Origin of the sequence: Nonomuraea sp. NPDC050691, from assembly GCF_040654455.1 — a bacterium.
Classification (GTDB): Bacteria; Actinomycetota; Actinomycetes; order Streptosporangiales; family Streptosporangiaceae; genus Nonomuraea.
Map to the genome: position 1 here is coordinate 24,506 of NZ_JBFAIA010000020.1, position 26,326 is coordinate 50,831.

Consider the following 26,326-nt stretch of genomic DNA (forward strand, 5'->3'; position numbering starts at 1 on the left):
TGTCCACGCTGAACCACGCTGAGCGGCCTGGTCTCGCAAGCCCGAAAGCCGGTGTTCGAGGGCGGAAATCTGAAGGGCGCGCAACCTGCGTAGGCTGATCGCCTCAAGGTCGGAGCTCCGCCCGCTCTCGGAACAGCTCGGCGGCCGTAACGTCGTCAGCGCCGAGCGCTTCGTGGCCGACGGTGACGTGGTCGTCGTGGAGGGCCGCAACCCCAGCGTCACGACGTCAGGGCGTGACTACCCGAACCGTTACTGCTGGGTTTTCGTCATGCGCGACGGCGAGGTCGCCGAGATCACCGAGTACACCGACACCCAGTTGATCGCCGAGGTGCTCGCTCCGCCTCCGGCCGCGCTTCGCCACACCGCCCCAGGTGACCGGTAGGCCGCCGGGTCACAGCTTGGGCGCGCGGTCGTTGAGGATGCGCTGGTACAGGCGGTGGTCGCGCCACTCGCCGTCGATGTGGATGTAGTTGGGCGCGAGGCCGTACACCTCGAAGCCCGCCTTCTCCAGCACCCGCTGGGAGGCCACGTTGTGCACCAGCGTGGCCGCCTCGACCCGGTGCAGGCCGAGCCGCTCGTGGGCGTCGCGGCAGACCGCCATCACGGCGCCGGTGGCCAGGCCGCGGCCGGTGTAGCCGGCGTCGAGCCAGTAGCCGAGGGCGCCGCTGGCGAAGGCGCCGTACACGATGCTGTTCAGGTTGACGCAGCCGGCGATCCGGTCGCCGTCGGCCAGCACCCACGGCATGACCCGGCCGCTGCGGCACGCCTGGAGCTGCGCCTCCAGCCGCTCCGTCTGGCCGGTCAGCGTGAAGAACGTCTCGGACCGGCGCGGCTCCCAGGGCCGCAGGTGCTCGCGGTTGCGCACGTAGGCGTCGGTGAGCGCCTGGGCGTCACCTTCGGCGACGGGACGCAGGACGACGCCGTGGCCCAGCGGGATCATCATCGTGCGGCCTCCGCGTCCCTGCCGGCCGGCGCGGTACGGCCGATGGCTTCGGTGATCGAGGTGAGGCCGTGGCGGCGGACCCGGCGCGCGAGCTGCCGGTGGATGGCGGAGGCCCACAGCGGACCGCCGTACACCCAGCCGGTGTAGCCCTGCACCAGCGTGGCCCCGGCCAGCAGCCGCTCCCACACGTCGTCCACGTCCTCGACGCCGCCGACGGAGACGAGCGTGATCCGGTCGCCGACGCGGGCCCGCAGCCGCCGCAGCACCTCCAGCGAGCGCGCCTTGAGCGGCCGGCCCGACAGCCCGCCGGTCTCGCCACCGTGCCTGATCGTGGTGTTGGTCGCGATGATGCCGTCGAGCCCCAGCTCCAGGGCCAGGTCGGCGACCGCGTCCACGTCCTCGTCGGCGAGGTCGGGCGCGATCTTCACCAGCAGCGGGGTGCGGCGGGGGGTGCCGTCGGCGACCTCCTTGACCGCGGTGAGCAACGGGCGCAGCAGCGAGACGGCCTGGAGGTCGCGCAGGCCGGGCGTGTTCGGCGAGCTGACGTTGACGACGAGGTAGTCGGCCAGCGGCGCGAGCTCCCTGGCGCTCGCAACGTAGTCGGCCGCCGCCTCGGACTCCGGCACCACCTTGGTCTTGCCGATGTTGACGCCGACCACCACCGGCACCCCACGCACGCGCCGCAGGCGGCGCGCGGCGGCGACGGCCCCGGCGTTGTTGAAGCCCATCCGGTTGATGACCGCCCGCTCGCGCACCAGCCGGAACAGGCGGGGCCGCGGGTTGCCGGGCTGGCCGTGGGCGGTGATCGTACCGACCTCCACGTGGCCGAAGCCGAGCGCGGCGGCTCCCTCGGCGCACGCGGCGTCCTTGTCGAAGCCGGCCGCGAGCCCGAGCGGGCCGGGGAAGTGGACGCCGAACGCGCTGACGCGCAGCGCCGGGTCGTGGGGCGCGAGCGCCTTGTGGAGCAGCCGCTTGACCAGCGGCAGCGCCGACAGAAGGGCGAGCGCGCGAACAGTGAGATGGTGCACGGCCTCGGCGTCGAAGCGACGCAAGACCTGCGAGAACACGAGGCGATACATCAGGGATCAGGCTACCAAGCCGGCCTCGTGGGCGATGATCGCGGCCTGCACGCGGTTGCGCACGTCCAGGCGGGTCAGGATCGCGCTGACGTACGCCTTCACCGTGCCCTCCACGATGTGCAGCCGCTTGGCGATCTCCGCGTTGGACAGACCGGCGCCGAGCAGCGCGAGCACCTCCCGCTCCCGCTCGGTCAGCGCCCCGACCCGGTCGCGGGCCACGGCGCCGCGCGACACCCGCCCGGCGGCGAGCTGCGTGATCACCCGCTGGGCCACCTTCGGCGACAGGTACGCGGCGCCCTCCGCGACGGCGTGGATCCCGGCGATCAGCTCGCGCGGGTCTCCCGACTTGAGGAGGAAGCCGCCGGCGCCCACGTCGATGGCGCGGGCGATGTAGTCGTCCTCGCCGAACGTGGTGAGCATCACCACGGCCGTCCCCGGCGCCGCCCGGCGGATCTCGGCCGCGGCGGCGAGGCCGTCCAGCACGGGCATGCGGATGTCGAGCAGGGCCACGTCCGGGTGGTGGCTGATCGCCAGGTCGACCGCCTCCCGGCCGTCGCCCGCCTCGGCCACCACGTCGAGCGTCGGGTCGGTGGCGAGGATCGCCCGCACACCGGCGCGGATCATGGCCTCGTCGTCGGCCAGGAGCAACCGGATCATCCCCCTATAGTGGCGCACATGGCACAGGTGAAGCTCTACGGGCGGCGTGACGTGTGGGCGGAGCGGCGGCGCGAGGTGTCGGACCTCGTCCACTCCTGCCTGGTGGAGGCGTGGGGACTGCCCGAGGACAAGAGATTCCACCGGTTCCTGCTGCTGGACGCCGACGACCTCATCTGCCCGCAGCGCGGCGACGGTTACCTGATCATCGAGGTGCTCTGCTTCACCGGCCGCAGCGACGAGGCCAAGCGGGCGCTCATCCGGACGCTCTACGACCGGCTGCCCTACCCGGCCGAGGACGTGGAGATCACCATCGTGGAGATGCCCAAGGTCAACTGGGGGATCCGCGGGGTGCCGGCCGACGAGCTGGCGCTGACGTACAAGGTGGACGTCTAGCTCAGCCCATGGTGCCGAGGACCGCGGCGCCCGCGCCGATCGCCAGCGCCAGCGGGACGGCCCACCACCGGGGCGCGGGCCCCTCGCGCAGGACCTTCACCCCGTACGGCACCAGCGCCACGCACAGCCCCGCAACGGCCAGGAGCGACATCGGGCCGGTCCCCTTGAGCACCCCTATCGGCAGCGCCGTCATCAGCCCGAGCGCGACGCTCGGCACGAGCCCCAGCGTCCCGGCCCGCCACAGGCCGGCGGCCAGCACGGCCCACCCGAAGAACAGCACCACGTTGAACGGCTGGAAGACGTGGAACGCGCTGTAGGCGTCGGCCACGGCCCGCTGCGCGGAGGCCAGGCCCTGGACGTCCACGAGCTGGAGGGCCAGGTGGCTCACCCCGGCGTGGAAGGCGCGGGCGAACAGGCCGCACAGCACCATCATCCCGCCGCAGAGCACCAGGCGGGAGGCGGGCGAGCGCCGCACCAGCCCGAGCACGCCCGGCCAGAGCAGGAAGCTCCCGAGGGCGAAGCACCCGTACGAGGCGGACATCAGGGCGGGGGCCTCGGCGAAGGCGGCGAGCTGGGCGGGGAAGAAGCCGTCGTACCCCACGCGGAGCAGCACGCCGGCGAGCATGAGGACGGGTGCGAGGGTGAGGCTGACGCCTTCGGCCCAGCGGCCGGGGAAAGTGGTCATGGGTGCAATCCAAGCCGCCGACAGGCTCCGTATCACTGGGGCAGGGGCGAGGGTCAGGGGTAGACCTAGGTGGACGGTATGGTCCGACTCATGAGCACTCACTATGACGTCGTCGTTCTCGGCGCGGGTCCCGGAGGGTACACGGCCGCGGTCCGCGCCGCCCAGCTCGGGCTGCGCGCAGCGGTCATCGAGGAGAAGTACTGGGGTGGCGTCTGCCTGAACGTGGGCTGCATCCCCTCCAAGGCGCTGCTGCGCAACGCGGAGCTGGCTCACATCTTCCACAACGAGGCCAAGACCTTCGGCATCAGCGGCGAGGTCACCTTCGACTACGGAGCCGCCTTCACGCGCAGCCGCAAGGTGGCGGACGGCCGGGTCAAGGGCGTTCACTACCTGATGAAGAAGAACGCCATCACGGAGTACGACGGCCGCGGCACCTTCCTGGACCCCAACTCGATCCAGGTGAACGGCGAGACGATCACGTTCGACCATTGCATCATCGCCGCCGGCGCCACCACCCGGCTGATCCCCGGCACGTCGCTGTCGGAGCGCGTGGTGACGTACGAAGAGCAGATCATGACCGGCGAGCTGCCGGGCAGCATCATCATCGCGGGCGCGGGCGCGATCGGCGTGGAGTTCGCGTACGTGCTGCACAACTACGGCGTCAAGGTGACGATCGTGGAGTTCCTCGACCGGATGGTCCCCCTGGAGGACGAGGAGGTGTCGGCGGAGCTGGCCAAGCGCTACAAGCGGCTCGGCATCGAGGTCCTCACCTCCACCCGTGTGGACTCCATCGACGACACGGGCTCCTCCGTCAAGGTCACCGTGACGCGTGACGGCCGGCAGCAGGTGCTGGAGGCCGACAAGGTGCTGCAGGCGATCGGCTTCCAGCCGCGCGTCGACGGCTACGGCCTGGAGAAGACCGGCGTGGCCCTCACCGACCGGGGCGCCATCGCGATCGACGGCCGCTGCCGGACGAGCGTGCCGCACATTTTCGCCATCGGCGACGTCACGGCCAAGCTCATGCTGGCCCACGCCGCCGAGTCCATGGGCATCATCGCGGCCGAGACCATCGGCGGCGCGGAGACCATGGAGCTCGACTACGTGATGATCCCCCGGGCGACGTACTGCCAGCCGCAGGTGGCCAGCTTCGGCTACACCGAGAAGCAGGCCCGCGACCTGGGCTACGACGTGAAGGTGGCCAAGTTCCCCTTCACCGCCAACGGCAAGGCCCACGGCCTCGGCGACAGCGCGGGCTTCGTCAAGGTCATCAGCGACGGCAAGTACGGCGAGCTGCTCGGCGCCCACCTCATCGGGCCCGAGGTGACGGAGCTGCTGCCGGAGCTGACGCTGGCCCAGCAGTGGGACCTGACGGTCCACGAGGTCGCGCGCAACGTCCACGCCCACCCGACGCTGGGCGAGGCGGTCAAGGAGGCGATCCACGGCCTGGCCGGCCACATGATCAACATGTAGGTCCCTGACGACAGACGAGATCGGTACGGCCCTCGCCGTACCGATCGTGCCCGGGGTCGCGGCCCTGGGAAGGCGTCTAGACGAGCACCAGCGCCACACCGGCCAGCACGAGGGCGGCCACGCACGACAGGCTGCGCACGTGGTTCCACGTCGTCCAGCGCGGCGCGTACGCGGACCAGTCCATGCTGCCCGCCTCCAGCGCGTTGTTCATGGGCACGTTCAGCGCGGACGTCGCCCCGAGCGTGCCGAGCAGGTAGACCGCCCCCGCCGCCAGGAAGAGGACGCCCGCCGTGGCGGCGCCGTCCACGAGCAGGAGCACCCCGGTCACCAGCGACGCCACGGGCGCCAGCAGGAAGACCGGCAGGAACAACGGGTTGAGGATCTTCTTGTTGATGCTCCGCATGGCCGCCGTGGCCTGGGCCGGCTCGATGGCGTTGAAAGCGGGCATGACCGTGGTCGAGAAGGTGTAGAAGAGCCCGGCCATGAGCCCGTTGAACAGCAGGGAGATGATCGCGAAGGCCGTGGACATGTCCCGATGATCCCAGCCTGTGCCCCTCACGGCCACCGGGTATCCGGCCCGGGCCGCTACCAGATCTCGGCGGGGCTCTCCACGCCGCCGCTCCACGCGGTCATCCAGGGTTTCTTCCATCGCTGGCGTACGTCGTGGAGCTGGCCGGTCCGGGGCGCGGTGACCTCGAACGGGCCGCACACCACGACGCCGCCGTTGACCGGCGGCGAGACGCCCTTGCAGATGAACGGCTGCGAGGCCTTGCTCTCGGCGTCGGTGTTGTAGAGCTGGATGTGGATGTCCGACCGGACCGACGCCGGGCCTTTGACTCTGCCCTTGATGTGGAAGACGCCGTCCACCAGGGCCATGCAGGGCGCCATCATCGTGTAGCCCCCGCCCACCGGGGCCCAGGACCGGCACTGCCAGTCCGGCTCCGTCCCGTTGCCGGTGGTGTCGGGCTTCTGGGCGCCTTCGTCGGCCTTGTCCTCGTCTGTCTCCTTGGTGGTGTCCTGGTCGGACGAGCGGACGCGCTCGGTCTCCCGGGTCGGCCCGGGGGCCGGCTCGTGCGTGGTGATCTTCTTCTTCGGCTGCGCGGACGGGGGGTCGGCGGGTTCGGCGCTGGTGCCGTCACGCACCTGGCGGGCCGTGCCGCCCTTGGGCTCGTCACGTTTCCCGGTGCCAGGGGTGGAGACGGGGACCGACGGCACGACGAGCACCGGCTGGGACCCGGTGTCCTGGGCCGTCACGGTGGCGGGTGAGCGCCAGGGCGCCACGTAGGCGACGGCAACGGCGCTGACCGCCAGGGCCGCCCCGGCGGCCGTGAGCACGACCACCCGCTTGCGCGACCGCCGCTCAGGACCGTCCCCGGGGCCTCCTGGATCTGCGGGTTTGTTCAGGCCCGCCGGGGTGGGGCCGGACGGGCCTGAAGCGCCGGACGGGGACGGGACAGGTGAGCCGGCCGGGCCGGACGCGCCGATCGGAGATGGCGCGGGCGCGGATGGGACCGGCGGGCCGGTCGGGGAAGGCGTGGGCGGGACCGGCGGGGCGAGCGGCTCGGAGGTGACCGACGGGGCCTCACCGCGCGCGACCGGCGGCAGCGCCGGAAGACCCGCCAGCGCGGGCGCGGCCTCACGCAGCGCCGCCACCACCGCTCCGGCGGCGGGACGCGCGGCAGGGTCCTTGGCGGCGCACGCCGAGACGATCGCCCACAGCGGGTCGGGCATCCCGGGCAGCCGCCGGGGCGCGGCCATCGCGTGCTGCCGGATCAGCACCATCGGGTGCTCGCCCACGAACGGCGGACGCCCGGCGAGCAGCTCGTACAGGATCAGCCCGAGCGCGTACACGTCCACGGCCGGCGTCGCGGCGTCGCCGTCGGCCACCTCGGGAGCCAGGTACACGGGTGTGCCGATGACGGCGCTGGTCTGGGTGATGCCGGGGCCGTGCAGGATGCGGGCCACCCCGAAGTCCGTCAGCCGGACCTGACCGGTGGCCCGGTCGAGCAGGACGTTGCCCGGCTTGACGTCGCGGTGGACGACGCCGATCTCGTGCGCGGCGGCCAGCGCGCCGGCCGTCTGCGCCAGCAGCGCCGCCGCCTCCGCGGGAGGCAGGGTGCCGCGCCGCTGGATCAGCTTGCGCAGGTCACCGCCCTCGACGAGGTCCATCACCAGGGCCAGGCGCTCACCCTCGACGACAAAGTCGCGGATCGTGACGATGTGGGGATGGCGTAAGGTGCGCATCACCTGACGTTCCTGGATGAAGCGCAGCACCAGGTCCTGGTCGGCGGCGAGGCCGTCACGCAGCAGCTTGACGGCGACGACGTCGCCGGTGTCCCGGTGCCGCGCCCGCCAGACGGTGCCCATGCCGCCGGCGCCGATCTCGTCCAGGAGCACGTACCCGCTGCCCAGCGAAACCTCAGGCCCGTCCGCCATCAACCGCTTTCCCCCTCCGAAAGATGGAGATCACAATAGTCAGGAAGATCCGCTTCCAGATAGATGGAAGCGACTCGCCCCTTACGATCACGTCCATCGCCACCGACCGGTTCGATCTGCTTCCGCTGGCCGTCGGGCACGCCGCCGAGATGGCCGTGGTTCTCGCCGATCCCGCCCTGCACGCGTTCATCGGCGGCGAGCCGCTGGACGAGGACGCCCTGCGGGCCCGCTACGCCCGCCTGGCCGCCGGGTCCCCCGACCCGGCCGTGTCGTGGCTCAACTGGGTGATCCGGGTGCGCGACGAGGGCCGTCTCGCCGGCACCGTGCAGGCCACCGTCGAACACGACGGGCCGGTGGCCGAGGTCGCGTGGGTGGTCGGCGCCTCGTGGCAGGGGCGCGGCATCGCCACCGAGGCCGCGCGCGGCCTCGTCGCCTGGCTGCGGGAGGCCGGGGTGCGTACGGTCGTCGCGCACATCCACCCCGGCCACGCGGCGTCGGCCGCCGTGGCCGCCGCCGCCGGCCTCTCCCCCACCGACGTGTGGCAGGACGGCGAGATCCGCTGGACGACCCCACCGGAACCACGGGAACGCCCGGAACGGTTGACTCACCGCCCGGCCCGCCGCACCGCGTGAGGCGATGCCGCGGGCCGCGTCGACGCCGGCGCGCTCGGCGGAGCCGCACGACGCGCAGGTGAAGGTTCCCTGGTCGGGCTAGGCGGGCGGCGGCCCGGCTCGTCCCGCGGGCCGGACCAGGCCGCTCTCGTACGCGAGGATGACGAGCTGGACCCGGTCGCGCACGCCGAGCTTGGCGATGGCCCTGGTGATGTGGGTCTTGGCGGTGAGCGGGCTGATGACGAGGCGCTCGGCGATCTGGTCGTTGGACAGGCCGAGCGCCACGAGCCGGACCGCCTCCAGCTCCCGCGCGGTGAGGGCGGCCAGCCGCCGCCCGTCGCCGGGGGCCGGGTCCTGCCGGTGGGCGAACTGCTCGATCACGCGGCGGGTGACACCCGGCGACAGCAGGGCGTCCCCGGCCGCGACGGCGGCGACCGCGCGGCGCAGCTCGGCCGGTTCGATCTCCTTGGTGAGGAAGCCGCTGGCTCCGGCGCGCAGCGCGGCGAAGACGTGCTCGTCGGTGTCGAAGGTGGTGAGGATGATCACGCGGCGGACGGCCCCGGCGGGGGCGTCGAGGATGCGCCGGGTGGCGGTGATGCCGTCGCCGCCCGGCATGCGGATGTCCATGAGCACCACGTCCGGCCGGCTGCTCGCCGCCAGCGCCACGGCCTCCTCGCCGGTGGCGGCCTCGCCGACGACCGTGATGTCCCGGGAACGGGCCAGCAGGCTGCGGAACCCGGCCCGGACGAGCGCCTGGTCGTCGGCGAGGAGCACCCTGATCGTCATGCCTTCCAGCCTGCCACGGGGATCTCGGCCTTCACCGCGAAGCCGTCCGTGACGGGGCCCACGGTGAGCGTGCCCCCGAGTGCGCTCACCCGCTCCCGCATGCCGATCAGGCCGTGCCTCTCCCTGATCTCGGCGCCGTCATGGCCGCCCCGGCCGTCATCCTTGATCTCGACGGTGACGGACCGGGTCCCGTACTCGACCGTCACCTCGACCTTGGACGCCCCGGCGTGCTTCAGCGTGTTGGTGAGGGCCTCCTGGACGACGCGGTGGACGGCCACGGCCGGCGCGGCCGGGACGGCCGAGGGGTCGCCGCGCTCGTCGAGGACCACGGCGAGCCCGGCGGCCCGGGCGTCGGCGGTGAGCGTGTGCAGCGCGGCCAGATCGGGCTGGGGAGCGGTGTCGCCGGGGCCGTCGCGCAGGACGCCGATGAGCGAGGCGAGGTCGGCCATCGCGCGGTTGCGGACGTTCTTGGCCACGCGCAGCGCCTCGGCGGCCTCGTCCGGGGCTTCCTGCAGGGTGTCGGCGGCGACGTTGAGCTGGACGCCGACGACCGCGAGGGTGTGGGCGACGATGTCGTGCACCTCGCGGGAGACCCGCAGCCGCTCCTCGGCGTCGCGGGCGCGGCCGTCGGTCTCCCGCAGCCGCTCCCGCCAGCGCACGGTGCTCGCGTAGGCGAGACCCGCGGCGATGAGGAGCGCCAGCAGCAGCCCCTCCCCGGCGATGTGGACGACGAAGCGGCTGACGGTCCTGTCGAGGACCGGCCAGAAGTCGACGGCCGCGTAGACGAGCTGGGCGACGCCGATGAGCGCCACCCACCGCACGTGCCGGGTGGTGGCGGCGGTGAAGTACGCGGCCGACGCCGGCCAGATCCAGCCGCCCTCGAAGTCGCTGCCGGCACGGTAGACGAAGATCGCGGCGATGGACAGCAGGAGGACGGTCATGGGCAGCCGGCGCCGCACGAACATGAGCGCCCCGAGGAACAGCGAGAGCTGGATCAGGCCGTCCCAGGGGGACTCGTGGGGCGAGGCGGCCAGGACGCCGGTCATGACGCCGACCACGGTGAGCGCGGCGAGCGCGGCGTCCGCGAGTCTGGCCGCGTGACGGACGGAGGCCGGTTGGCGCAGCATCGGGGCTGCGGCCGGTGTCCGCGGCACGGGCGCCGCGGCCTGTCGCGGTGTGGGGCTCGCGGCCAAGCGGATAATCCTTTCTGCGCGGGGGAACCGCGGCGGGTCACATGTGGGTGACCAGGAGGGTCACGCCCACCTCGCCGCCGCAGTCGACCAGGACGGGGCCGACGCCGTTGCCGATCTCGCGGGCGAGGTTGGCCTTCGCCACGAATCCTTGAGGATTGTCGTCGATGATGCGGATGTTGGTCAGGGACGGTCGCTGCGTGAGGCCGCCGATCACGGCCTTGAGCTTCTCGCCTCCCCCGCAGTTGCCGGTGATCGTCACCTCCTGGCCGCGCCTGGTCGTGGGGTTCGGGCCGACCTGGACCACCGCTCTGGCGCCCTTCGGCGGCTTCGGTGCGGCCGTCGTGGCAGTGGCGGCGCGGGCCGGGGTGCCCGTCCCGTCGGCGGCGGACGCGGCGACGGCTCCCGATCCCAGCAGACCCGCGGTCAGGATCAGCCCGGCGACCGTGGCGATGGATGTCCTCGTCATGGTGGTTCCTCCGTGAGTGCGTATGGCGTGGGCGATCCCGGGATCGGAGACCGCCGGCGCAACGCTAGGGCGCGACATGGCGGGGCCGCGTCGTCCGCCGGCCGTCACTTCGGGGCGCACCGTCCGGTGTACGCGCTACACCGGATGGTGCAGGCGGGCCGGGGCTAGTCGCACTCGCGGGTGCTGACGGGCGTGGTGGCGGTGGCGGCCAGGCGGGCGTCGGAGGAGACCTCCGAGGCGGTCAGCGCGTACGCCTTCTCCCCCTGGCCGGCCACGGCGGCGAAGACGACGCCCAGCACCTGGCCGCCGGGGGTGAGCAGCGGCCCGCCGGAGTTGCCCGGCTGGACCGAGCCGCGGATGAGGTAGACGTCCCGCGTCACGTTGTCCTCGTGGTAGATGTCGGGGCTGGTGGCCTCCTGGCGTGCGGCGATCCTGGCCGGGCTCGGCTTGTACCCCTGCCCCTGGGGGTAGCCGGCCACGATGGCGTCGTCGTCCTTGGCGGCCTCGCCGTGGAAGGGGAGCAGCGGCAGGCCGGCGTTCGGCACGTAGAGGACCGCGACGTCACGCCGCGGGTTGAAGCGCACCACCGTGGCCGGGCGCGGCTGCCCGGTGTGGTCGATGATCTGGAGCGCCGTGTCCACGCCCGCGACGACGTGCGCGTTCGTCATGACGTGGTCGGGCGCGAACACGAACCCGGTGCCCTCGATCTGCTTGTTGCAGGACCGCGCCGTGCCGCGTACCTGCACGATGGCCGGACGCGCCTGCTGGAGCCCGGCGTCGCCCAGCACCGCCGGGTCGGGCGGCCGCACGTCGACGGAGACGTCGCCCTGGATGGCGTCGAGCACGGGCGGGAATTCGGACCGGTCGATGAATTTCTTGAACGGTTTCTGCCAGGCGCGCACGCCGTCGGGCATCGCGTGGTCGACGGCCGACAATAACAGCGAGCCGCGAATCTGTTCCACCACCAGCGTGAATGTGCTGGAGACCAGCAGGCTGCCCACCATCCAGGAAATGACGAGCACCGACAGGACCCCGGCTATTGTGCCGCCGACAGCGTCCAGCACCTTGGCCGGCTGTTCCTGCACATAGGACCGCACCACGGCGCCCAGCGTGGAGGAGATGAGCTGTCCCAGCATGGCCGCGACCAGCACGACAACGACCGCGACCAGGGTCTGCATGACGTCACCATCGACCAGTGCCGCGGCGACGGGCGGCGCGACATACACGCCGAACACGCACCCGCCGATGAAACCGACGAAGCTCATCACCCCGAGGATGAATCCCTGCCGGTAACCCGAGACGCCGAATCCGATCGCCAGGGCGAGCAGAACGACATCCAGGAGATCACCACGCACGCGGCAAGGAAACCACAGCCTCATCCCGTTTCCCAGCCTCGTTTTCCACCGGTTTCACGATGACGGGAAAAAGGGCGGAGAAACCGCGTTCTCCGGCCGGGAGGGAACTCTTCGGTTGCCGATCGCCAGGGCCGCGTGGATCTTCAGTTGCCGATCGCCAGGGCCGCGTGGAGAGGGCCGCGCTCGTCCAGGCAGCGCAGCACGCAGTCGGCCAGGTCGGCGCGTGACACCCGCACGCCGCCGCGCACGTTGCGGTCGATCGCGCTGCGGTAGGAGCCGGTCCGCGGCCCCTCGGTGAGCTGCGGCGGGCGGACGATCGTCCAGTCGAGCCCGCTCGCCCGGACGAGGTCCTCCATGCGGCGCATGTCGGCGAAGGCGTGCCTGAGCACGCGGTTGAGTATCGGCTTGGCCAGCAGGCGGGTGAGAGGCCCGTCGCCCTCGGTGACGAAGCCGCTCGCGCTGACCACCACGAGCCGCCGCACTCCCTCGGCCTCCATCGCCTCCATGATCGAGGCGGTGGCGTCGGCGCAGACGGTGGTGGGGCCGCGCCCGCGCGGCCCGATGGCCGACACCACCGCGTCGCGTCCCGCTACGGCCGGCCGGATCGCCGCCGGGTCCATGACGTCGGCTCTGATCACGGTGAGGCGGGGGCCGCTGAGGTCGTGGCGCTCCAGTCCGGCGGGGTTCCGCACCACGGCCGTCACCTCGTGCCCGGCCTCCAGCCCTTGCCCGACGACCCGCCACCCGGTGCCTCCGGTGGCGCCGAACACGGTGATTCTCATGACACACCTCATCCAGTAGGCTAGTGAGTACTAACTAACCTCCTCAGACTAACCCGGCGATCACGGGCTCGCGCGATGCGGGCCGCTCATTCGTCCAGCACCGTCAGGTCGAGCCCGTTCAGCCGCTCCGGGTCCGACAGCACGTCGATGGCGGCGATCCGGCCGTCCGTGACCGTGAACGCCATGATCGACAGCGGCCGCCGCCCCACCGTGACGACCACACCGGCCGCCGCGGTGGTCAGCCACGCCCCGAGGTTCTCCAGGCCGCTGGTGTCGGCGCGGTCGAGCCGCAGCCAGGCGTCCTGCACGGCGTCCTCGACCTCGCTCACCGAACCGAGCATCCGGTAGGCCACCGCCCGCCGCTGCGGCCGGTGCTCCTCGAAACGCTCCGTCAGCCAGTCCCGTTCGCCCACCGCGTCACGTTCCTTTCTCGCGGGTACGACCGGTGGACCCGCGGAACGCGGCGAATGTGACGGGGCCCTGCGACCGTCTCGTATCCACCGATCGGCGGATACTCGCGGCGGCGTCCGCGGGAGACCCTTCGATCATGGCAGTCATCGAGATCAGCGACCTGCGCAAGACGTACAAGGGGAACACGGCGCTGGACGGCGTCACCCTGACAGTGGAGCCCGGCGAGATCTTCGGCATCGCCGGGCCCAACGGGGCGGGCAAGACCACGCTCGTGGAGTGCGCCTCCGGGCTGCGGCGGCCGGACGGCGGCCGCCTGCGAGTCCTCGGCCTGGACCCGCACCGCGAGCGGCGCGAGCTGCTGGAACGCATCGGCGCCCAGCTGCAGGAGGCGGCCCTGCCCGATGCGATCAAGGTCGGCGAGGCCCTGCGGATGTACGCCTCCCTCTACCGGCGACCGGCCGAGTGGCGGAGCCTCATGGACGAGTGGGGCCTGTCCGACCGGAGGAACGCCCGCTTCGCCGACCTGTCCGGCGGCTGGAAGCAGCGGCTGTTCATCGCGCTGGCCCTCGTCGGCGACCCCGAGGTCGTCTTCCTCGACGAGCTCACCACCGGCCTGGACCCCGACGCCCGCCGCACCACCTGGGGACTGATCCGGGCCATGCGCGAGCGCGGCGTCACCGTCGTGCTCGTCACCCACTTCATGGACGAGGCCGAGGCGCTCTGCGACCGCATCGCGGTCGTCGACCACGGCCGGGTCGTCGCCGAGGGTGCCCCCGGCGCGCTGATCGCCGAGGCCGGGGCCGATTCGCTGGAGAACGCGTACTTCACCCTGACCGGAAGGGACCTGTCATGAGGGGCTTCAGGCACGTCATCGCCATCGAGCTCAAGCTGGCCATGCGAGACCCCATGTCGGGCTTCTTCGCGCTGGCCTTCCCGGCGATCATGCTGTGGGTCAAGCTGCGCGGTGGCAACAAGCCACTGCCCGGCGGGACGCCGCTGATCGACGCCACGGTGCCGATGCTCATGGTGTTCGTCATCGGGCTGGCGGCGCTGGTCATCCTCCCCGCCACGCTGGCCCAGTACAGGGAGCGGCGCGTGCTGAAGCGACTCCACGTCACCCCCGCCTCGCCCGCCATGCTGTTCGGGGCGCAGTGGGCGGCGCACATGCTGCTGGCGGTGCTCGGCACCGCGCTGCTGACGGTCATCGGGCTGGCCGCGTACGGGCTGACGGCGCCCGCGAACCTCGCGGGCGTCCTGGTGGCGTGGCTGCTGGGGGCGCTGAGCCTGGGCGCCGTCGGGCTCGTCCTCGGCTCGGTGGTGCCCAGCGGCCGCGCCGCGACCGTCATCGGGCTGAGCCTGTTCTTCCCGATGGTCTTCCTGTCCGGCGTCGTGATCCCGCGCGAGAGCCTGTCCGGTTCGATGCGCGCCATCGGCGACCTGACGCCCATGGCGCCGGCCGTGCGGGCGATCCGCGACGGATGGGCCGGCGCCGCGCCGTCCCCGGTTACGCTGGGCGTCATGGTCGCGGTCTTCGTGGTCTTCGGCGGCGTCGCCCTCCGGACGTTCCGGTGGTGACCTCCGGCGGCCCCTCGCGGTGGGACCGTGTCCAGGCAGCCGTGCCGTACCTGCTCGTCCTGCTTCCCGCCGTCTACTCGCTGCTGCGGGAGTGGCGGCTGGAAGTGCTGGCGCTGGCGCTGTTCGCCGTGGCCTGGCACTGGCTGATGGTGACCGCGCACCCCGACTGGACCACGCGGCCGGCGCTCCTGGTCGTCTACTTCGCCGTGCTGCTCGCAGCGGTCGGGACGCTGGTCCGGTTCGACAACGTGTTCACGGTGACCGGCATCGGGGCGTTCGTCCAGTGCTTCGCCCTGTTGCGCGGGTGGTGGGCGTACGGAGGGGTGGCGGTGACCGTCGGCGTGCTGATCGCCTCCCGTCCGCAGACCGGCCGGACACCGAGCGAGCTCGCCCTGTCGTTCGTCGTCGGAGTCCTCGTCGCCTCCACCGTCGGCCTGATCATCCAGACCATCGCCGAGCAGAGCGAACAGCGCAAGACCATGATCGCTCAGTTGAGGGAGACCGGCGCCAAGCTGGCCGCGCTCGCCGAGGACAACGCCAACCTCCAGGCCCAGCTCCTGACCCGGGCCCGGGAGGCCGGGGTACTCGGGGAACGGCAGCGCATGGCCAGGGAGATCCACGACACCCTGGCGCAGGGACTGACCGCCATCCTCACCCAGCTGGAGGCCGCCGACGAGACGCTCGACGACGTGACCGCCACGCGCTCGCGCCTGACCACCGTACGCGACCTGGCCCGGGAGAGCCTGGCAGAGGCCCGCCGCTCGGTCCAGGCGCTGCGCCCGGCGCCGCTGGACGAGGCCCAGCTCGCCACCGCCCTGCGGGACATCGCCGAGAGGTGGTCACGGACCAGCGGCGTGCCCGCCACGGTCACCGTCACCGGCGACGCCCGGCCGCTGCACATGGAGGTGGAGACCTCGCTGCTCCGGGTGGCCCAGGAGGCGCTGGCCAACGTCGGCAAGCACGCCTCGGCCGGCCGGGTCGGCCTCACCCTGTCGTACATGGAGGACGTCGTCGCCCTGGACGTGCGCGACGACGGGCGCGGCTTCGCCCCGGAGGCGGCGGACCCGCTCGACGGCAGCGGCTTCGGCCTCGTCGCGATGCAGCAGCGGATCACCCGGCTCGCCGGGAACTTCACCGTCGAGACGGCGCCCGGCCAGGGAACGGGCATCTCCGCCACCGTTCCGGCCATCCCGGCGGGGTGAGATCGTTTGGCCATGCCGATTCGCCTGATCGTCGTCGACGACCACCCGGTCGTCCGCGACGGGTTACGGGAGATCTTCGCCACCTCCGCCGACTTCGAGGTCGTCGGAGAGGCGGCCGACGGCCCCGAGGCGCTCGTGGTCGCGCTGCGGACCAGGCCCGACGTCGTACTCCTGGACCTGCGGATGCCCCAGATGGGTGGAGTCGAGGTCATCCGCCGGTTACGCCGGCAGGCGCCCGAGATCCGGGTCCTCGTCCTGACCACGTTCGACGACGACGCCGACGTCCTGCCCGCGATCGAGCAGGGCGCCACCGGCTACCTGCTCAAGGACACCCCGCGGGCCGACCTGCGCCGCGCCGTGCAGGCCGCGGCCCGCGGCGAGGCGGTGCTGTCCCCCACCGTGGCCGGCGTGCTGACGCGCAAGGCCCGCGCACCGGAGCAGCGGACGCTCAGCCCGCGGGAGCTGGAGGTGCTCGCGCTCATCGCCCGCGGCGCCACCAACCGCGAGGTCGCGGGGAAACTGTTCGTCACGGAGGCGACGGTGAAGACCCACCTGCTGCACATCTTCGCCAAGCTCGGCGTGAACGATCGGGCCGCGGCGGTCGCGGCCGCGTACGAGACCGGCCTCCTCAGAGCCTCACCGGGACTCAGCTGAGAAGGCGGATCCCCGGCGCCTCGGAGCTGACGGCCAGCGAGCGGTGACAGTGCTCGCACTTCAGCTCCACCGGACGGACCATGTCGGTCTGCAAGGAGTCCCGCCCGGCCTGCTCGGTCTCGGGAGCCACGGACGATCAGCAGGTCCGTGTGCAGCAGCCGAGTCGCCCGCCGATGGAAAGGAGCCCAGGGGCGCCGATCCAAGGCTCACTCACCAGCCGGCCGCCTGGCGACGACCTGGCGGCCCACCCGTGCATCGGCGATGCTGGGACGCGTGGAGTACGTGTCCAGAGTGCCGCGACCGCCGCTGGACGGGCTGATCGACGACCTCTACTACCTGGAGGGCGCGCCGCCGTACGCCCGGCTGACGCTGCCGCCGATGCCGGCGGCGTTGCTCATCGTCAACCTCGGGGCGTCGTTCCGCATCCGTGCCGGCGCCGACATCGAGACGGCCGAGTACGCCGACGGCTGCGTGGTCACCACTCCCACCCGCGCCTTCGAGTTCGGCTACCCGCCGGGGACCCGGTCAGTCGGCGTGCACTTCAAGCCGTGGGGAGTGGCGCCGTTCCTGCCGATGCCCGCGGCCGAGCTGTGTGACCGGCCGGTGACGGTGGAGCAGGTTTGGGGCCGGTCCGCCATTGCCGAGCTGCGAGACCGGCTGGCCACGGCGGACGGACCGCACGAGATGCTGACGCTGCTCGAGCAGGAGCTGATGCGACGGCTGCGCGAGACCGCCGGCCTGGGGCTGGTCCGCCATACGAGCCGCGTCATCGCGGCGACCAGCGGGGCGGTGGCGATCGGCGACCTGAGCGTGGCCGCCGGTGTCAGCAGCACCCATCTGGCACAGCGGTTCAAGGAGCTCATCGGCGTCACGCCGAAGCGGCTGGCCCGCACCTACCGCTTCGCCGCCACCGTGTTCGCGATCGACCCCACCGGACCGATCGACTGGGGCGACCTCGCCGGTGGCGCCGGCTACTTCGACCAGGCCCACTTCGGCCACGAGTTCCGGGCGTTCACCGGGCTCACGCCGACCCGGTACGTCGAAGTCCGGCGGCGGTTCCTGCGCGAACATCCCGGCCACGTGATGGATGGCTGGCCGCTGCCGGCCGATTGATTTCTTACAAGAGCCGGCCACTCCCGATACGCCAGTATGGGCACTTCCCGAGCAGAGGAGAGCGCCCCATGGGCAAGGTGGTCATGTACGGCACGGTGTCGGTTGACGGCTTCATCGCGGACCGGAACGACCAGGTCGGACACCTGTTCGACTGGCTGTCCAGCGGCGACGTCCCGTTGGACGAGACCGGGGAGACGAAGGTGTCGCAGGCGTCCTACGACTACACCCGGCCGTACTGGGACCAGATCGGGGTGACCGTCGTCGGCCGCCACGTCTTCGACATGACGGACGGCTGGGGCGGCAAGCCACCGTCCGGGATCGACCACGTGGTCGTCGTGTCGCACCGGCCGACGCCCGAGGGCTGGGACTCCGAGGCGCCGTTCCACTTCGTCGACGGCGTCGAGACCGCCATGGCCAGGGCGCAGGAGCTCGCGGGTGACCGCACGGTCGAGGTCGCCGCCGGCGACGTCGGCGGCCAGGTGCTTGCCGCGGGCCTGATCGACGAGGTGCGCATGGACGTCGCGCCCGTGGTGTTCGGGACCGGCAAGCGGTACTTCGGGTCGGTCGACGCACAGCACCTGCTGGAGGATCCCGACGTGGTGATCCAGGGCAGCCGGGTGCTCCACCTGCGCTTCCGGGTCCGCCGTTGACCGATCTGGCGCGTCAGTGAACGTCATTGCCGCCACTGGAGATCAAAAGGCCCCGCAGCCGCTCCATTGGCGAGAAGGAGCGCCGTCATGTCGACCTGGTAGTCGATCACGGGTCTGTGCATGACCGTCGCCGCCTCTTGCACTGGAACCTCCTTCGCGCATCCGGATAAGTACGGTCGTGACATCCATTCCACACGGAGAGCCGCCCATGGCGGGCCTGAGGGTCCACATCGCGGGGTCCGCCCGGTCGCGAACACCCTCCTGGGCGGACGCGTCAGGACCGGCTCCGGCAGAGGTCCCGGCGGCAGTCGTCGAGCCGGCCCCCCCGGAAGACTCGGCGGTCATCAGAGCGTCGCTGCGCGAGCCTGAGCGTTTCGCCGAGCTGTTCGACCGGCATGCCGCCGTACTGCACCGCTACGTCGTCCGGCGCCTCGGTCCGGCCCACGCGGAGGACGTGGTGGCCGAGACCTTCACCAGGGCATTCGAGAAGCGGCACAGGTACGCGTTCGACCGCGCGGACGCCTTGCCATGGCTGTACGGCATCACCACCAACATCATCGGCACCCACCGGAGGTCGGAGATACGCGGATACCGGGCACTGGCGCGAACGGGCGAGGACCCTGTGGCGGCGGCCTTCGACGAACGCGTGGTCGCCCGGCTGTCCGCCTCGGCGACCCGGGAACGGCTCGCGGCGGCCCTGGCCAAGCTGGGGCGAGACCAGCGCGACGTGCTGCTGCTGATCGCCTGGGGTGACCTCAGTTACGAGGAGACGGCACGGGCGCTGGACGTGCCCGTCGGTACCGTGCGGTCCCGGCTGTCGCGCGCTCGCCGCAAGATCGCCCACGCGCTGGGCGGCAGCAATCCGACCGACGTCATCGAGGAGGCATGATGAACGACCTGGACCTGGTCCGCGACCTGCGCTCGCAGGTGCGACAGAGCGAGGCGGGCGACCTCCACGGCGCCCGGCGGCGGCTGCTGGCCTCGATGACTCCCGAGCCGCGGCGCCGCCGGCTCCCCCGTCCGGTGCTGCGCGTCGCCGCCGTAGGAGCCCTCGGCATCACGATCGCGGCCGGCGTCACGGTGGTGCAGAACCTCCCCACGGCCGGCCCAGGGAAGGGGACCGCCAGCGCCCCGGCGTGGCTGTCCGTCGCCAACGCCGAAACCCTGGCCAAGCGCGCGACGGCGGCGGCGGTCCACCAGCCGGATGTCTACCCGCGGGACGATCAGTGGGTCTACGTCAAATGGGACTTCTACGGATCCTCCAAGTTCGCGAACGAACTGAGCGAGAAGGTCCCGCGGTACACCACCGAATTGTGGGTCCGAGGTGACGGCAAGGAGAGGGCCCTCCGGAAGGAAGGCAGCACGACGCTCAAGAGACGCGCAGGCGGGGAGGACCCCCGCCTCCGGCTCGACCCCGCCTACCTGCGCTCGCTCCCGCTGGAGCCGTCCGCCTTGCTGGAACGCCTCGAGAAGGACGCCAGGGAGATTCCCGTGCCCAGGGCACAGGCGGTGTTCATCCATACAAAGCTCATCCTTGAGCAAGGCGCTCCGCCGGCTCGCCTGCGCGCCGCTCTCTACACCGTCCTCTCGCGACTGGACGGCGTCGGCGTGGAGAGGGTGCGCGACCTCCTCGACCGGGAGGGAGTGGGGATCTACATGGACGTCGAGGACACACGCCGGGAAGTCATCGTCGACCCGAACACCTACGCCCTGCTCGGCGGACGCACCGTCCATCTGGGCGGATCGCCGTCAACGTCCGCCTCCCCGAACGGCGGGTCGCCCGAGGGCGAGGTGATGTCCTCCGTGGCCCAGGTGGCCACCGGCATCGTCGACAACGCGGGAGACGTCCCATGACCCGGGCACGGCTTCGCTCCTGACATCGCCGTCGTCGCGCGGGGACACCGGTGAGCGACAGGCGGACGGACGGCGGCGGACCGGGGATGTACGAGGGCTGTCCCCGGCCGCCCTCGCGGCCGCATCAGCATGTGAGAGGGCACAGCATGCGCAGGTAGCCGTCGAGCTCGCGGCGGAAGAGGATGATCCCGCCGTGCCCCTGAAGCTTCTCGGCGTCCTCCGTCTCGACGGCGAGGTGCGCGGGACTGATGCCGTGGTCCAACCGACACTCCACCCCGGCGATACTGTCCCGGACGCAAAAACGCCCCGGAGCGATTGAACGCTTCGGGGCATCTCGGTTGTTCAAAAAGGTGGTCAGGGGCAGGGTCGAACTGCCGACCTTCCGCTTTTCAGGCGGACGCTCGTACCAACTGAGCTACCTGACCCAGAGCGGTCCTGACGGGACTTGAACCCGCGACCTCCACCTTGACAGGGTGGCGAGCACTCCAAACTGCTCTACAGGACCTTGCTTGTCTTGCTGTTCTTGCCTTGCGACTCGCTTAGCTTACCAGTTCTTCGGAGGTCTTCGACCTTCCGTTTCCCGGTAGCGCCAGGCGCTTCGCGGTGCCCCCAACGGGATTCGAACCCGTGCCGCCGCCTTGAAAGGGCGGTGTCCTAGGCCGCTAGACGATGGGGGCTCAGGTTTCCCTGTCGCCTTCCGTCGGAGACCTCTGAAGCATAGGGGACGATTGCCCCTGATGCCAAAGTGGCGGACCGGCGGCCGGCGATGGCGTGCCACTCACGGTTCCCGATGGCGTCGGGGCGTTCGTTGGCGCTGGGGAAATCATACGTCCCGGGTTCTGCTCCACGTGACGCTGGATGTACACCGACTGCTCCCCCAGCCCGCCGAGAGTGATGTCGTCCCAGGCCTGCAGGCGTTTTGTCTCCCGGTCGAAGTACAGAACGGACGCCTGGACGGGGGTCGGCTCGGCGTGTTCGAGGGCGCGCAGGCCGGCTCCGCCCGTGGAGCCCTGGACGAGGACGCGCGTGCCCGTGGGCAGCAGGGTGGTGGAGCGGGCGTGGGCGTGACCTGCGAGGACCATGGGCGTGGCCCCGGAGAAGCCGCGGCCGATGATCCCGTCGTGGACCGCCACCAGGTCCGGCTTGCCCACCTTGGCGAGGTGGTCTCGTCCCCACTGCTCCAGTTTGGCGGGGTCCGAGTCGACCGCCACTGACTTGTCCGGGGTGAAGCGCGGGTCGCCCAGGCCGTAGATGGTCAGGCCGCCCACGTTCTGCGACTTGTCGTCCAGCACGACGGCGTTCTTCTGCTTCGCGACGGCCTTCTGGGTGGTCATGGAGTCGTGGTTGCCGCGGGTGAAGACGTACGGGACGCCGAGCCGGCCGATCTCCTCCACGAACTTGTTCTCGGGCTTGGTGCCGTGGTCGGAGATGTCGCCCGTGTCGACGATCATGTCCACGGCGAACTGGTCCTTCAGGGACCGGATCACGTTCCAGGCGATCGGGTTGAGGTGGATGTCCGACACGTGGAGCACCCGGATGGAGCGGGGGTCACCGTCGTACACCGGCAGCGTCGAGACCGTGTCGTACAGCTTCGAGACGTTCGTCACGAGCTTGGTGAGTTGCGACCGGTACGACTCGAACTTCGTCACGATCGACTCCGCGCTGCCCACCAGGGACGGCGCGGCGGCGACCAGGCCGGAGTAGCGCGGCTCGACCAGCGAGTTCGGCCGGAACGTGTACGCGGCGAGCGCGCCCGTGCCGGCGAGCCCCACCGAGGCGGCGAGCAGGCCGAGCAGCGCGACCTTGGGCCGCCTGAACACCAGCACCCCCACCACCAGCGCCCCCGCCCCCGCGCACAGCAGCGAGCGGATCACCAGGGCGCGCACGCCGTCGAGCAGGTCACGCTCGACGATGCCGGGCAGCCGGTCCGTCAGGCGCGGGTCCTCGAGGAGGGCCTTGGCGCGTTCCTGGTCGATGTTCTCGAGGGAGATGCGCAGCCGCAGCGGCGCGTCGTGCGTGTGGAACGTGAGCGTGCCCAGCGGGCTCGCGTCGACGACCGTCTCGCCGCGCCAGGCCGGGCGCAGCGACATCCCGGTCTCGACGGGACCCACCTGGGCCCGGACGGTACCGCTGAGAAATATGCCGAGCCAGGCGCCGGCAGCCGCGACCAGGAGCACGGCAGCGACCTTCGACGCTCTGGACATGACGACTGTCCGGAGGATGCGAACGACATTCATACGGTGACTTGCCTACCCGCCTCGCGAGGCAGAATGGCACCTGTGATCGAGGTTACGCGGGAGAAGTTCGAGGAGCTCGTCGCCGAGGCGCTGGACACGATCCCCCCTGAGCTGATCCGCGTCATGAGCAACGTCGTCGTCACGGTGGTGGACGATCCGCCTGAACCCAACCTTCTGGGCCTGTACACCGGAATTCCCCTTACCGAGCGTGGCGACTGGTACTCAGCGGTTCTTCCCGACCGGATTGAGATCTACCGCAATGCGATCTGCCGGATCTGCGACACCGAGGAGCAGGTCGTGCGCGAGGTACGGATCACGGTGGTGCACGAGGTGGGGCACCACTTCGGCATCGACGACGCGCGCCTGCACGAGCTGGGCTGGTGACCCGGAGGCGCCGGTTGTCCTCTTCTGCTTGCGGTATGAGGCCTGATCAGGCACCTTAGGTGACGTACTGAATACTCAGAGTCAGGCACAGCGGAGTCCAATGGGGGCCATGCGGACGCGACGGCTGCCGGGACGGCATCGCCGTGCTGAAGAGCACCAAGCCACCTACGGCGAGGTCCTCGCCATCGGCGAGTTCCGGGCCCTCTGGTACGGCCAGGGCCTGTCCCTCCTCGGCGACCAGCTCGCCCAGGTGGCCCTCGCCGTCCTCGTCTACGACCGCACCGGCTCGCCGCTCGCCACCGCCGCCGTCTACGCGCTGACCTACCTGCCGTCGATCGCCGGCGGCCCGCTGCTGGCCGGGCTGGCCGACCGGTTCGCCCGCAGGGGCGTCATGCTGGCCTGCGACCTGGTGCGTGCGGCCCTGGTGGCCGTCATGGCCCTGCCGGGCATGCCGTTCCCGGTGCTGTGCGCCCTGGTGTTCCTGGTGGTGCTGCTCGGCGCGCCGTTCTCGGCCGCGCGGGCGGCGTTGCTGCCGGAGGTGCTGGAGGGCGACCGGTACGTCGTGGGCACGGCGCTGCAGAACATGACGAACCAGGCCGTCCAGATGCTCGGTTTCGCCGCGGGCGGCGCGGTGATCGCCACGCTGGGCCCGTACCGCGCGCTGGCGCTCGACGCGGCCACGTTCCTCGGCTCGGCGCTGATCCTGGTCTCGGGGGTACGGCGGCGGCCGTCGGCGGTGCCCGAGAAGGACCGGCCGTCCATGTGGGCGATGACCAGGGAGGGCGCGCGGCTGGTCTTCGGCGACAAGGGGCTGCGCACGCTGGTGATGTTCGCCTGGCTCTGCGGGTTCTACGTGCTGCCGGAGGGGCTGGCTGCGCCGTACGCGGCGACTCTGGCCACCGGCACGCTGCCCGCCCCGGTGGTGACCGGGCTGCTGATGGCGGCGATGCCGACGGGCACGGTGCTGGGGGCGTTCCTGTTCAGCAGGTTCGTCTCGCCGTCGCGGCGGTTGCGGCTGATGGGCTGGATGGCGGTGCTCAGCTGCCTGCCGCTGGTGCTCAGCGCGCTCCGGCCGCCGCTCGTCGTGGTGCTGGCGGCCTGGGTCCTGTCGGGGGTGGGCGGGGCGTACCAGCTCGCGGCCAACGCCGCGTTCGTGCAACGGGTGCCCGCGGAGCGGCGCGGGCAGGCGTTCGGGCTGGCGCAGTCGGGGCTGATGGCCGCGCAGGGCGCCGGGATCCTCGTGGGCGGCCTGGCCGCCGAGAGACTCGGCCCGGAGCTCGTGGTCGCGCTGGCCGGCGTCATGGGGGTGACGTGCGCGGCCGCGCTGGCCATGCTCTGGACCGAGTCCCGGACCGACGGCCCACGCCGGGTCCGCGCCTCGGCGCCGACCTGATCACTGCTGGGGCTTCTGCTCGTCGTCCCAGGAGGCGGGGGTGGTGGTGCTGGACTGCCAGGTGGACTTGGCCTGCTGCTTGGCCAGCACGTCCTGGACGATCGAGGTGTCCCTGCCCTGCTCCGGCATGAGCAGCCAGCCGATCGCGTACAGGCCGACCCCCACCCCGCCGAAGAGCGTCGCCACCGCGAGCGCTATGCGGACCAGGTTGGCGTCGACGCCGAGGTACTCCCCGATGCCCGAGCAGACGCCGCCGATGATCCTGCCGTCGTGAGTCCTGCGCAACTGCTTGATGTTGTCGTTCATGTCTTAAGCGTGCCCCCGCGCCCCTCTTTGGCACATCGGGAATCACCCTGTAGAAACCCTGGTAGCCCCTTACGTGTAGGCGCTTGTGCGAGAGAGGATCGCGATGGACGACCTGCTGCGCGTCGACGACCGGCTCAACGGTGATCAGCGGCTGATCCGCGACACGGTTGCCTCGTTCGTGTCCGACCGCGTCCTGCCGCACGTGGCCGACTGGTTCGAGCAGGGCGTGTTCCCGGCCCGCGAGCTCGCCCCCGAACTGGGGGCGCTCGGGCTGCTCGGCATGCACCTGGAGGGGTACGGCTGCGCCGGCACCGACGCCGTGTCGTACGGCGTGGCCTGCCGCGAGCTGGAGGCCGGCGACTCGGGGCTGCGTTCCTTCGTGTCGGTGCAGGGCTCGCTGGCCATGTTCCCCATCTGGCGGTACGGCTCCGACGAGCAGAAGGAGGAGTGGCTGCCCCGGATGGCGGCCGGCGAGGCGATCGGCTGCTTCGGCCTGACCGAGCCCGACCACGGCTCCGACCCGTCCGGCATGCGCACCTACGCCAAGCGCGACGGGTCCGACTGGATCCTCAACGGCTCCAAGATGTGGATCACCAACGGCTCGGTCGCCGACGTCGCCGTCGTGTGGGCGCAGACCGACGAGGGCATCCGCGGCTTCGTCGTGCCGACCTCCACACCGGGCTTCTCCGCCCCTGAGATCCACCGCAAGCTGTCCCTGAGGGCCTCGGTGACGTCGTCCCTGTACTTCGATGACGTTCGCCTGCCGGGCTCCGCCGTACTGCCCGGGGTGACGGGCCTGAAGGGCCCGCTGTCGTGCCTGTCGGAGGCGCGGTTCGGCATCCTCTGGGGGGTCGTGGGCGCGGCGCGCGCGTGCCTGGAGGCGGCGGTGGAGTACGCGAAGACGCGCGTGCAGTTCGGCAAGCCGATCGGGTCGTTCCAGCTCACGCAGGAGAAGCTCGCGTGGATGTACGTGGGCATGACGCAGGCGTCACTGACCGCGTTCCACCTGGGAGAGCTCAAGGACGCGGGGCGCCTGGAGCCGCAGCAGATCAGCTTCGGCAAGCTGGCGAACGTGCGCGCGGCCCTGGACATCGCCCGGCAGGCACGCTCGGTGCTGGGCGGCAACGGGATCACCCTGGAGTATCCGGTCATCCGGCACATGAACAACCTGGAGAGCGTGCTCACGTACGAGGGCACGCAGGAGGTGCACCTGCTGACGCTGGGCAAGGCCCTCACGGGGCTCGACGCGTTCCGGTGACGACCGGCCTCGGGCCGCATCCGGCCGGGCCGCGATCCGCTACTGTGATGAGGCGAGAACGGCGTCGCGTACCGGCCGGTAGTCTCTGTACCCTTGCTGTGCATGGGGCGTTAGCTCAATTGGCAGAGCTGCGGACTTTTAATCCGTAGGTTCCGGGTTCGAGCCCCGGGCGCCCTACCACTCCTCGCCTCGCATCCTGACCCTGAGCTGGGCTTTCTCCTCGATGCTGCGTGTGGCCCATATAGCCGCCCACCTTCGTCATCGACGCCAACGGCACCGAGGCCCTGACCGCCGCAGGAGTCACGGTCATCACGTTGCCGGAACTCGCCGAGGCCGCACGTGCCGCCAATACGCATCTCGTCGGACCCAGCTCATAGCAGCCGGGCAACTTGCCGAATTGTTCTCATAGGTATCAAGCGGCGGCGCGGCGCGC

At 71.4% G+C, this 26,326-nt stretch carries 31 protein-coding genes and 4 tRNA genes; 16 read left to right on the forward strand and 19 right to left on the reverse strand.

Annotated features, from left to right (window positions below; genetic code table 11):
• Positions 1–172: 172 nt before the first annotated feature.
• Entirely contained in the window at positions 173–382 is a 210-nt protein-coding gene (locus AB0H81_RS11515) for a hypothetical protein (RefSeq protein WP_358372594.1), read from the forward strand.
• 9 nt (positions 383–391) lie between these two features.
• Here the strand turns inward: AB0H81_RS11515 and AB0H81_RS11520 are convergent, their stop codons facing one another.
• Genes AB0H81_RS11520 through AB0H81_RS11530 form a run of 3 tightly spaced genes read right to left on the reverse strand, consistent with a single transcriptional unit; the run spans position 392 to position 2,679 of the window.
• Positions 392–943, reverse strand: a complete 552-nt coding sequence (locus AB0H81_RS11520) for a GNAT family N-acetyltransferase (protein ID WP_358372596.1) — start codon at positions 941–943, stop codon at positions 392–394.
• The gene (locus tag AB0H81_RS11525) at positions 940–2,022 is read right to left on the reverse strand and encodes a quinone-dependent dihydroorotate dehydrogenase (RefSeq protein ID WP_358372598.1); all 1,083 of its coding nucleotides are present in this window, start codon (positions 2,020–2,022) and stop codon (positions 940–942) included. Before AB0H81_RS11525 ends, AB0H81_RS11520 begins: the two co-directional genes overlap by 4 nt.
• A 6-nt stretch (positions 2,023–2,028) precedes the next feature.
• A complete protein-coding gene (locus AB0H81_RS11530) occupies positions 2,029–2,679 on the reverse strand; it encodes a response regulator transcription factor (RefSeq protein ID WP_358372601.1) in 651 nt (216 codons plus the stop codon).
• An 18-nt stretch (positions 2,680–2,697) separates the two neighbouring features.
• Here AB0H81_RS11530 and AB0H81_RS11535 point away from each other — a divergent pair, with 18 nt between their 5' ends.
• Positions 2,698–3,072 (forward strand): tautomerase family protein, encoded by a 375-nt coding sequence (locus AB0H81_RS11535; protein WP_358372604.1) that lies wholly within the window; start codon positions 2,698–2,700, stop codon positions 3,070–3,072.
• 1 nt (position 3,073) lies between these two features.
• On the opposite strand, the gene AB0H81_RS11540 is transcribed toward AB0H81_RS11535, so the two are convergent.
• Entirely contained in the window at positions 3,074–3,757 is a 684-nt protein-coding gene (locus AB0H81_RS11540; protein ID WP_358372606.1) for a hypothetical protein, read from the reverse strand.
• 90 nt (positions 3,758–3,847) lie between these two features.
• Between AB0H81_RS11540 and lpdA the strand changes: the two genes are divergently transcribed.
• On the forward strand, positions 3,848–5,227 hold the full coding sequence (gene lpdA / locus AB0H81_RS11545) for a dihydrolipoyl dehydrogenase (protein ID WP_358372608.1): 1,380 nt from the start codon (positions 3,848–3,850) through the stop codon (positions 5,225–5,227).
• 76 nt (positions 5,228–5,303) lie between these two features.
• On the opposite strand, the gene AB0H81_RS11550 is transcribed toward lpdA, so the two are convergent.
• Positions 5,304–5,756: an anthrone oxygenase family protein gene (locus tag AB0H81_RS11550; RefSeq protein ID WP_358372611.1), complete on the reverse strand. Its 453-nt coding sequence runs from the start codon at positions 5,754–5,756 to the stop codon at positions 5,304–5,306.
• A 56-nt stretch (positions 5,757–5,812) separates the two neighbouring features.
• Entirely contained in the window at positions 5,813–7,663 is a 1,851-nt protein-coding gene (locus tag AB0H81_RS11555; RefSeq protein ID WP_358372613.1) for a serine/threonine-protein kinase, read from the reverse strand.
• Positions 7,664–7,686: 23 nt separating this feature from the next.
• Between AB0H81_RS11555 and AB0H81_RS11560 the strand changes: the two genes are divergently transcribed.
• A complete protein-coding gene (locus AB0H81_RS11560; RefSeq protein WP_358372615.1) occupies positions 7,687–8,295 on the forward strand; it encodes a GNAT family N-acetyltransferase in 609 nt (202 codons plus the stop codon).
• Between the two features lie 78 nt (positions 8,296–8,373).
• Here AB0H81_RS11560 and AB0H81_RS11565 read toward each other — a convergent pair whose 3' ends face one another.
• From AB0H81_RS11565 to AB0H81_RS11590, 6 genes are all read right to left on the reverse strand, one after another.
• Positions 8,374–9,060, reverse strand: coding sequence for a response regulator transcription factor (locus AB0H81_RS11565; RefSeq protein ID WP_358372617.1), 687 nt, complete (start codon positions 9,058–9,060; stop codon positions 8,374–8,376).
• Entirely contained in the window at positions 9,057–10,187 is a 1,131-nt protein-coding gene (locus tag AB0H81_RS11570; RefSeq protein ID WP_358372619.1) for a sensor histidine kinase, read from the reverse strand. Before AB0H81_RS11570 ends, AB0H81_RS11565 begins: the two co-directional genes overlap by 4 nt.
• Positions 10,188–10,290: 103 nt before the next feature.
• Positions 10,291–10,719, reverse strand: coding sequence for a hypothetical protein (locus AB0H81_RS11575; RefSeq protein ID WP_358372622.1), 429 nt, complete (start codon positions 10,717–10,719; stop codon positions 10,291–10,293).
• Positions 10,720–10,883: 164 nt separating this feature from the next.
• Positions 10,884–12,074 carry a MarP family serine protease gene (locus AB0H81_RS11580; protein WP_358372625.1) on the reverse strand — a complete coding sequence of 397 codons (1,191 nt, stop codon included), beginning with the start codon at positions 12,072–12,074 and terminating at the stop codon, positions 10,884–10,886.
• A 143-nt stretch (positions 12,075–12,217) separates the two neighbouring features.
• Complete coding sequence (locus AB0H81_RS11585; protein ID WP_358372628.1) at positions 12,218–12,856, reverse strand: SDR family oxidoreductase; 639 nt, start codon at positions 12,854–12,856, stop codon at positions 12,218–12,220.
• Positions 12,857–12,942: 86 nt separating this feature from the next.
• Entirely contained in the window at positions 12,943–13,269 is a 327-nt protein-coding gene (locus AB0H81_RS11590) for a sigma factor (protein ID WP_358372632.1), read from the reverse strand.
• Between the two features lie 134 nt (positions 13,270–13,403).
• Here AB0H81_RS11590 and AB0H81_RS11595 point away from each other — a divergent pair, with 134 nt between their 5' ends.
• Genes AB0H81_RS11595 through AB0H81_RS11610 form a run of 4 tightly spaced genes read left to right on the forward strand, consistent with a single transcriptional unit; the run spans position 13,404 to position 16,698 of the window.
• Positions 13,404–14,120, forward strand: coding sequence for an ABC transporter ATP-binding protein (locus AB0H81_RS11595; RefSeq protein ID WP_358372635.1), 717 nt, complete (start codon positions 13,404–13,406; stop codon positions 14,118–14,120).
• On the forward strand, positions 14,117–14,842 hold the full coding sequence (locus AB0H81_RS11600) for an ABC transporter permease (protein ID WP_358372637.1): 726 nt from the start codon (positions 14,117–14,119) through the stop codon (positions 14,840–14,842). The genes AB0H81_RS11595 and AB0H81_RS11600 overlap by 4 nt, the downstream gene beginning before the upstream one ends.
• A complete protein-coding gene (locus AB0H81_RS11605) occupies positions 14,839–16,044 on the forward strand; it encodes a sensor histidine kinase (protein ID WP_358372640.1) in 1,206 nt (401 codons plus the stop codon). Before AB0H81_RS11600 ends, AB0H81_RS11605 begins: the two co-directional genes overlap by 4 nt.
• A 12-nt stretch (positions 16,045–16,056) precedes the next feature.
• The gene (locus AB0H81_RS11610; protein ID WP_358372643.1) at positions 16,057–16,698 is read left to right on the forward strand and encodes a response regulator transcription factor; all 642 of its coding nucleotides are present in this window, start codon (positions 16,057–16,059) and stop codon (positions 16,696–16,698) included.
• Here AB0H81_RS11610 and AB0H81_RS11615 read toward each other — a convergent pair.
• Complete coding sequence (locus AB0H81_RS11615) at positions 16,691–16,828, reverse strand: hypothetical protein (protein ID WP_358372645.1); 138 nt, start codon at positions 16,826–16,828, stop codon at positions 16,691–16,693. The genes AB0H81_RS11610 and AB0H81_RS11615 overlap by 8 nt on opposite strands.
• A 143-nt stretch (positions 16,829–16,971) precedes the next feature.
• On the opposite strand from AB0H81_RS11615, the gene AB0H81_RS11620 reads away from it, so the two are divergent.
• The 4 genes from AB0H81_RS11620 (at position 16,972) to AB0H81_RS11635 (ending at position 20,315) form a co-directional block, all read left to right on the forward strand.
• On the forward strand, positions 16,972–17,811 hold the full coding sequence (locus AB0H81_RS11620) for a helix-turn-helix domain-containing protein (RefSeq protein ID WP_358372648.1): 840 nt from the start codon (positions 16,972–16,974) through the stop codon (positions 17,809–17,811).
• 68 nt (positions 17,812–17,879) lie between these two features.
• Positions 17,880–18,461, forward strand: coding sequence for a dihydrofolate reductase family protein (locus AB0H81_RS11625; RefSeq protein WP_358372651.1), 582 nt, complete (start codon positions 17,880–17,882; stop codon positions 18,459–18,461).
• Positions 18,462–18,669: 208 nt separating this feature from the next.
• On the forward strand, positions 18,670–19,350 hold the full coding sequence (locus tag AB0H81_RS11630) for an RNA polymerase sigma factor (protein WP_358372654.1): 681 nt from the start codon (positions 18,670–18,672) through the stop codon (positions 19,348–19,350).
• The gene (locus AB0H81_RS11635; protein ID WP_358372657.1) at positions 19,347–20,315 is read left to right on the forward strand and encodes a CU044_5270 family protein; all 969 of its coding nucleotides are present in this window, start codon (positions 19,347–19,349) and stop codon (positions 20,313–20,315) included. The genes AB0H81_RS11630 and AB0H81_RS11635 overlap by 4 nt, the downstream gene beginning before the upstream one ends.
• 124 nt (positions 20,316–20,439) lie before the next feature.
• On the opposite strand, the gene AB0H81_RS11640 is transcribed toward AB0H81_RS11635, so the two are convergent.
• From AB0H81_RS11640 to AB0H81_RS11660, 5 genes are all read right to left on the reverse strand, one after another.
• Positions 20,440–20,577: a hypothetical protein gene (locus tag AB0H81_RS11640; protein ID WP_358372660.1), complete on the reverse strand. Its 138-nt coding sequence runs from the start codon at positions 20,575–20,577 to the stop codon at positions 20,440–20,442.
• An 89-nt stretch (positions 20,578–20,666) separates the two neighbouring features.
• Positions 20,667–20,740: transfer RNA gene (locus AB0H81_RS11645), tRNA-Phe, on the reverse strand.
• A 5-nt stretch (positions 20,741–20,745) separates the two neighbouring features.
• Positions 20,746–20,820: transfer RNA gene (locus AB0H81_RS11650), tRNA-Asp, on the reverse strand.
• 99 nt (positions 20,821–20,919) lie between these two features.
• Positions 20,920–20,992 (reverse strand) — tRNA-Glu (locus tag AB0H81_RS11655).
• The gene (locus AB0H81_RS11660; protein ID WP_358372663.1) at positions 20,993–22,519 is read right to left on the reverse strand and encodes a metallophosphoesterase; all 1,527 of its coding nucleotides are present in this window, start codon (positions 22,517–22,519) and stop codon (positions 20,993–20,995) included. It lies immediately after the preceding tRNA gene.
• A gap of 75 nt (positions 22,520–22,594) precedes the next feature.
• On the opposite strand from AB0H81_RS11660, the gene AB0H81_RS11665 reads away from it, so the two are divergent.
• The gene (locus AB0H81_RS11665) at positions 22,595–22,936 is read left to right on the forward strand and encodes a metallopeptidase family protein (protein WP_358372666.1); all 342 of its coding nucleotides are present in this window, start codon (positions 22,595–22,597) and stop codon (positions 22,934–22,936) included.
• Between the two features lie 109 nt (positions 22,937–23,045).
• Complete coding sequence (locus AB0H81_RS11670) at positions 23,046–24,329, forward strand: MFS transporter (RefSeq protein WP_358372669.1); 1,284 nt, start codon at positions 23,046–23,048, stop codon at positions 24,327–24,329.
• On the opposite strand, the gene AB0H81_RS11675 is transcribed toward AB0H81_RS11670, so the two are convergent.
• Complete coding sequence (locus AB0H81_RS11675; protein ID WP_358372672.1) at positions 24,330–24,635, reverse strand: PspC domain-containing protein; 306 nt, start codon at positions 24,633–24,635, stop codon at positions 24,330–24,332.
• A gap of 103 nt (positions 24,636–24,738) precedes the next feature.
• Here AB0H81_RS11675 and AB0H81_RS11680 point away from each other — a divergent pair, with 103 nt between their 5' ends.
• Both AB0H81_RS11680 and AB0H81_RS11685 read left to right on the forward strand, forming a co-directional pair.
• Entirely contained in the window at positions 24,739–25,893 is a 1,155-nt protein-coding gene (locus AB0H81_RS11680) for an acyl-CoA dehydrogenase family protein (RefSeq protein ID WP_358372675.1), read from the forward strand.
• A 104-nt stretch (positions 25,894–25,997) separates the two neighbouring features.
• A tRNA-Lys gene (locus AB0H81_RS11685) sits at positions 25,998–26,073 on the forward strand.
• Positions 26,074–26,326 lie beyond the last annotated feature (253 nt).

Excerpts from the sequence above, each read along its gene's own strand:
- AB0H81_RS11610 (WP_358372643.1), top strand. The coding sequence starts at position 16,057 with ATGCCGATTCGCCTGATCGTCGTCGACGACCACCCGGTCGTCCGCGAC.
- AB0H81_RS11570 (WP_358372619.1), bottom strand. The coding sequence starts at position 10,187 with ATGCTGCGCCAACCGGCCTCCGTCCGTCACGCGGCCAGACTCGCGGAC.
- AB0H81_RS11630 (WP_358372654.1), top strand. The coding sequence starts at position 18,670 with ATGGCGGGCCTGAGGGTCCACATCGCGGGGTCCGCCCGGTCGCGAACA.
- AB0H81_RS11565 (WP_358372617.1), bottom strand. The coding sequence starts at position 9,060 with ATGACGATCAGGGTGCTCCTCGCCGACGACCAGGCGCTCGTCCGGGCC.
- AB0H81_RS11595 (WP_358372635.1), top strand. The coding sequence starts at position 13,404 with ATGGCAGTCATCGAGATCAGCGACCTGCGCAAGACGTACAAGGGGAAC.
- AB0H81_RS11625 (WP_358372651.1), top strand. The coding sequence starts at position 17,880 with ATGGGCAAGGTGGTCATGTACGGCACGGTGTCGGTTGACGGCTTCATC.
- lpdA (WP_358372608.1), top strand. The coding sequence starts at position 3,848 with ATGAGCACTCACTATGACGTCGTCGTTCTCGGCGCGGGTCCCGGAGGG.
- AB0H81_RS11555 (WP_358372613.1), bottom strand. The coding sequence starts at position 7,663 with ATGGCGGACGGGCCTGAGGTTTCGCTGGGCAGCGGGTACGTGCTCCTG.
- AB0H81_RS11530 (WP_358372601.1), bottom strand. The coding sequence starts at position 2,679 with ATGATCCGGTTGCTCCTGGCCGACGACGAGGCCATGATCCGCGCCGGT.
- AB0H81_RS11600 (WP_358372637.1), top strand. The coding sequence starts at position 14,117 with ATGAGGGGCTTCAGGCACGTCATCGCCATCGAGCTCAAGCTGGCCATG.
- AB0H81_RS11675 (WP_358372672.1), bottom strand. The coding sequence starts at position 24,635 with ATGAACGACAACATCAAGCAGTTGCGCAGGACTCACGACGGCAGGATC.
- AB0H81_RS11635 (WP_358372657.1), top strand. The coding sequence starts at position 19,347 with ATGATGAACGACCTGGACCTGGTCCGCGACCTGCGCTCGCAGGTGCGA.
- AB0H81_RS11525 (WP_358372598.1), bottom strand. The coding sequence starts at position 2,022 with ATGTATCGCCTCGTGTTCTCGCAGGTCTTGCGTCGCTTCGACGCCGAG.
- AB0H81_RS11560 (WP_358372615.1), top strand. The coding sequence starts at position 7,687 with ATGGAGATCACAATAGTCAGGAAGATCCGCTTCCAGATAGATGGAAGC.
- AB0H81_RS11550 (WP_358372611.1), bottom strand. The coding sequence starts at position 5,756 with ATGTCCACGGCCTTCGCGATCATCTCCCTGCTGTTCAACGGGCTCATG.
- AB0H81_RS11520 (WP_358372596.1), bottom strand. The coding sequence starts at position 943 with ATGATGATCCCGCTGGGCCACGGCGTCGTCCTGCGTCCCGTCGCCGAA.
- AB0H81_RS11680 (WP_358372675.1), top strand. The coding sequence starts at position 24,739 with ATGGACGACCTGCTGCGCGTCGACGACCGGCTCAACGGTGATCAGCGG.
- AB0H81_RS11660 (WP_358372663.1), bottom strand. The coding sequence starts at position 22,519 with ATGTCCAGAGCGTCGAAGGTCGCTGCCGTGCTCCTGGTCGCGGCTGCC.
- AB0H81_RS11670 (WP_358372669.1), top strand. The coding sequence starts at position 23,046 with ATGCGGACGCGACGGCTGCCGGGACGGCATCGCCGTGCTGAAGAGCAC.
- AB0H81_RS11585 (WP_358372628.1), bottom strand. The coding sequence starts at position 12,856 with ATGAGAATCACCGTGTTCGGCGCCACCGGAGGCACCGGGTGGCGGGTC.
- AB0H81_RS11535 (WP_358372604.1), top strand. The coding sequence starts at position 2,698 with ATGGCACAGGTGAAGCTCTACGGGCGGCGTGACGTGTGGGCGGAGCGG.
- AB0H81_RS11575 (WP_358372622.1), bottom strand. The coding sequence starts at position 10,719 with ATGACGAGGACATCCATCGCCACGGTCGCCGGGCTGATCCTGACCGCG.
- AB0H81_RS11540 (WP_358372606.1), bottom strand. The coding sequence starts at position 3,757 with ATGACCACTTTCCCCGGCCGCTGGGCCGAAGGCGTCAGCCTCACCCTC.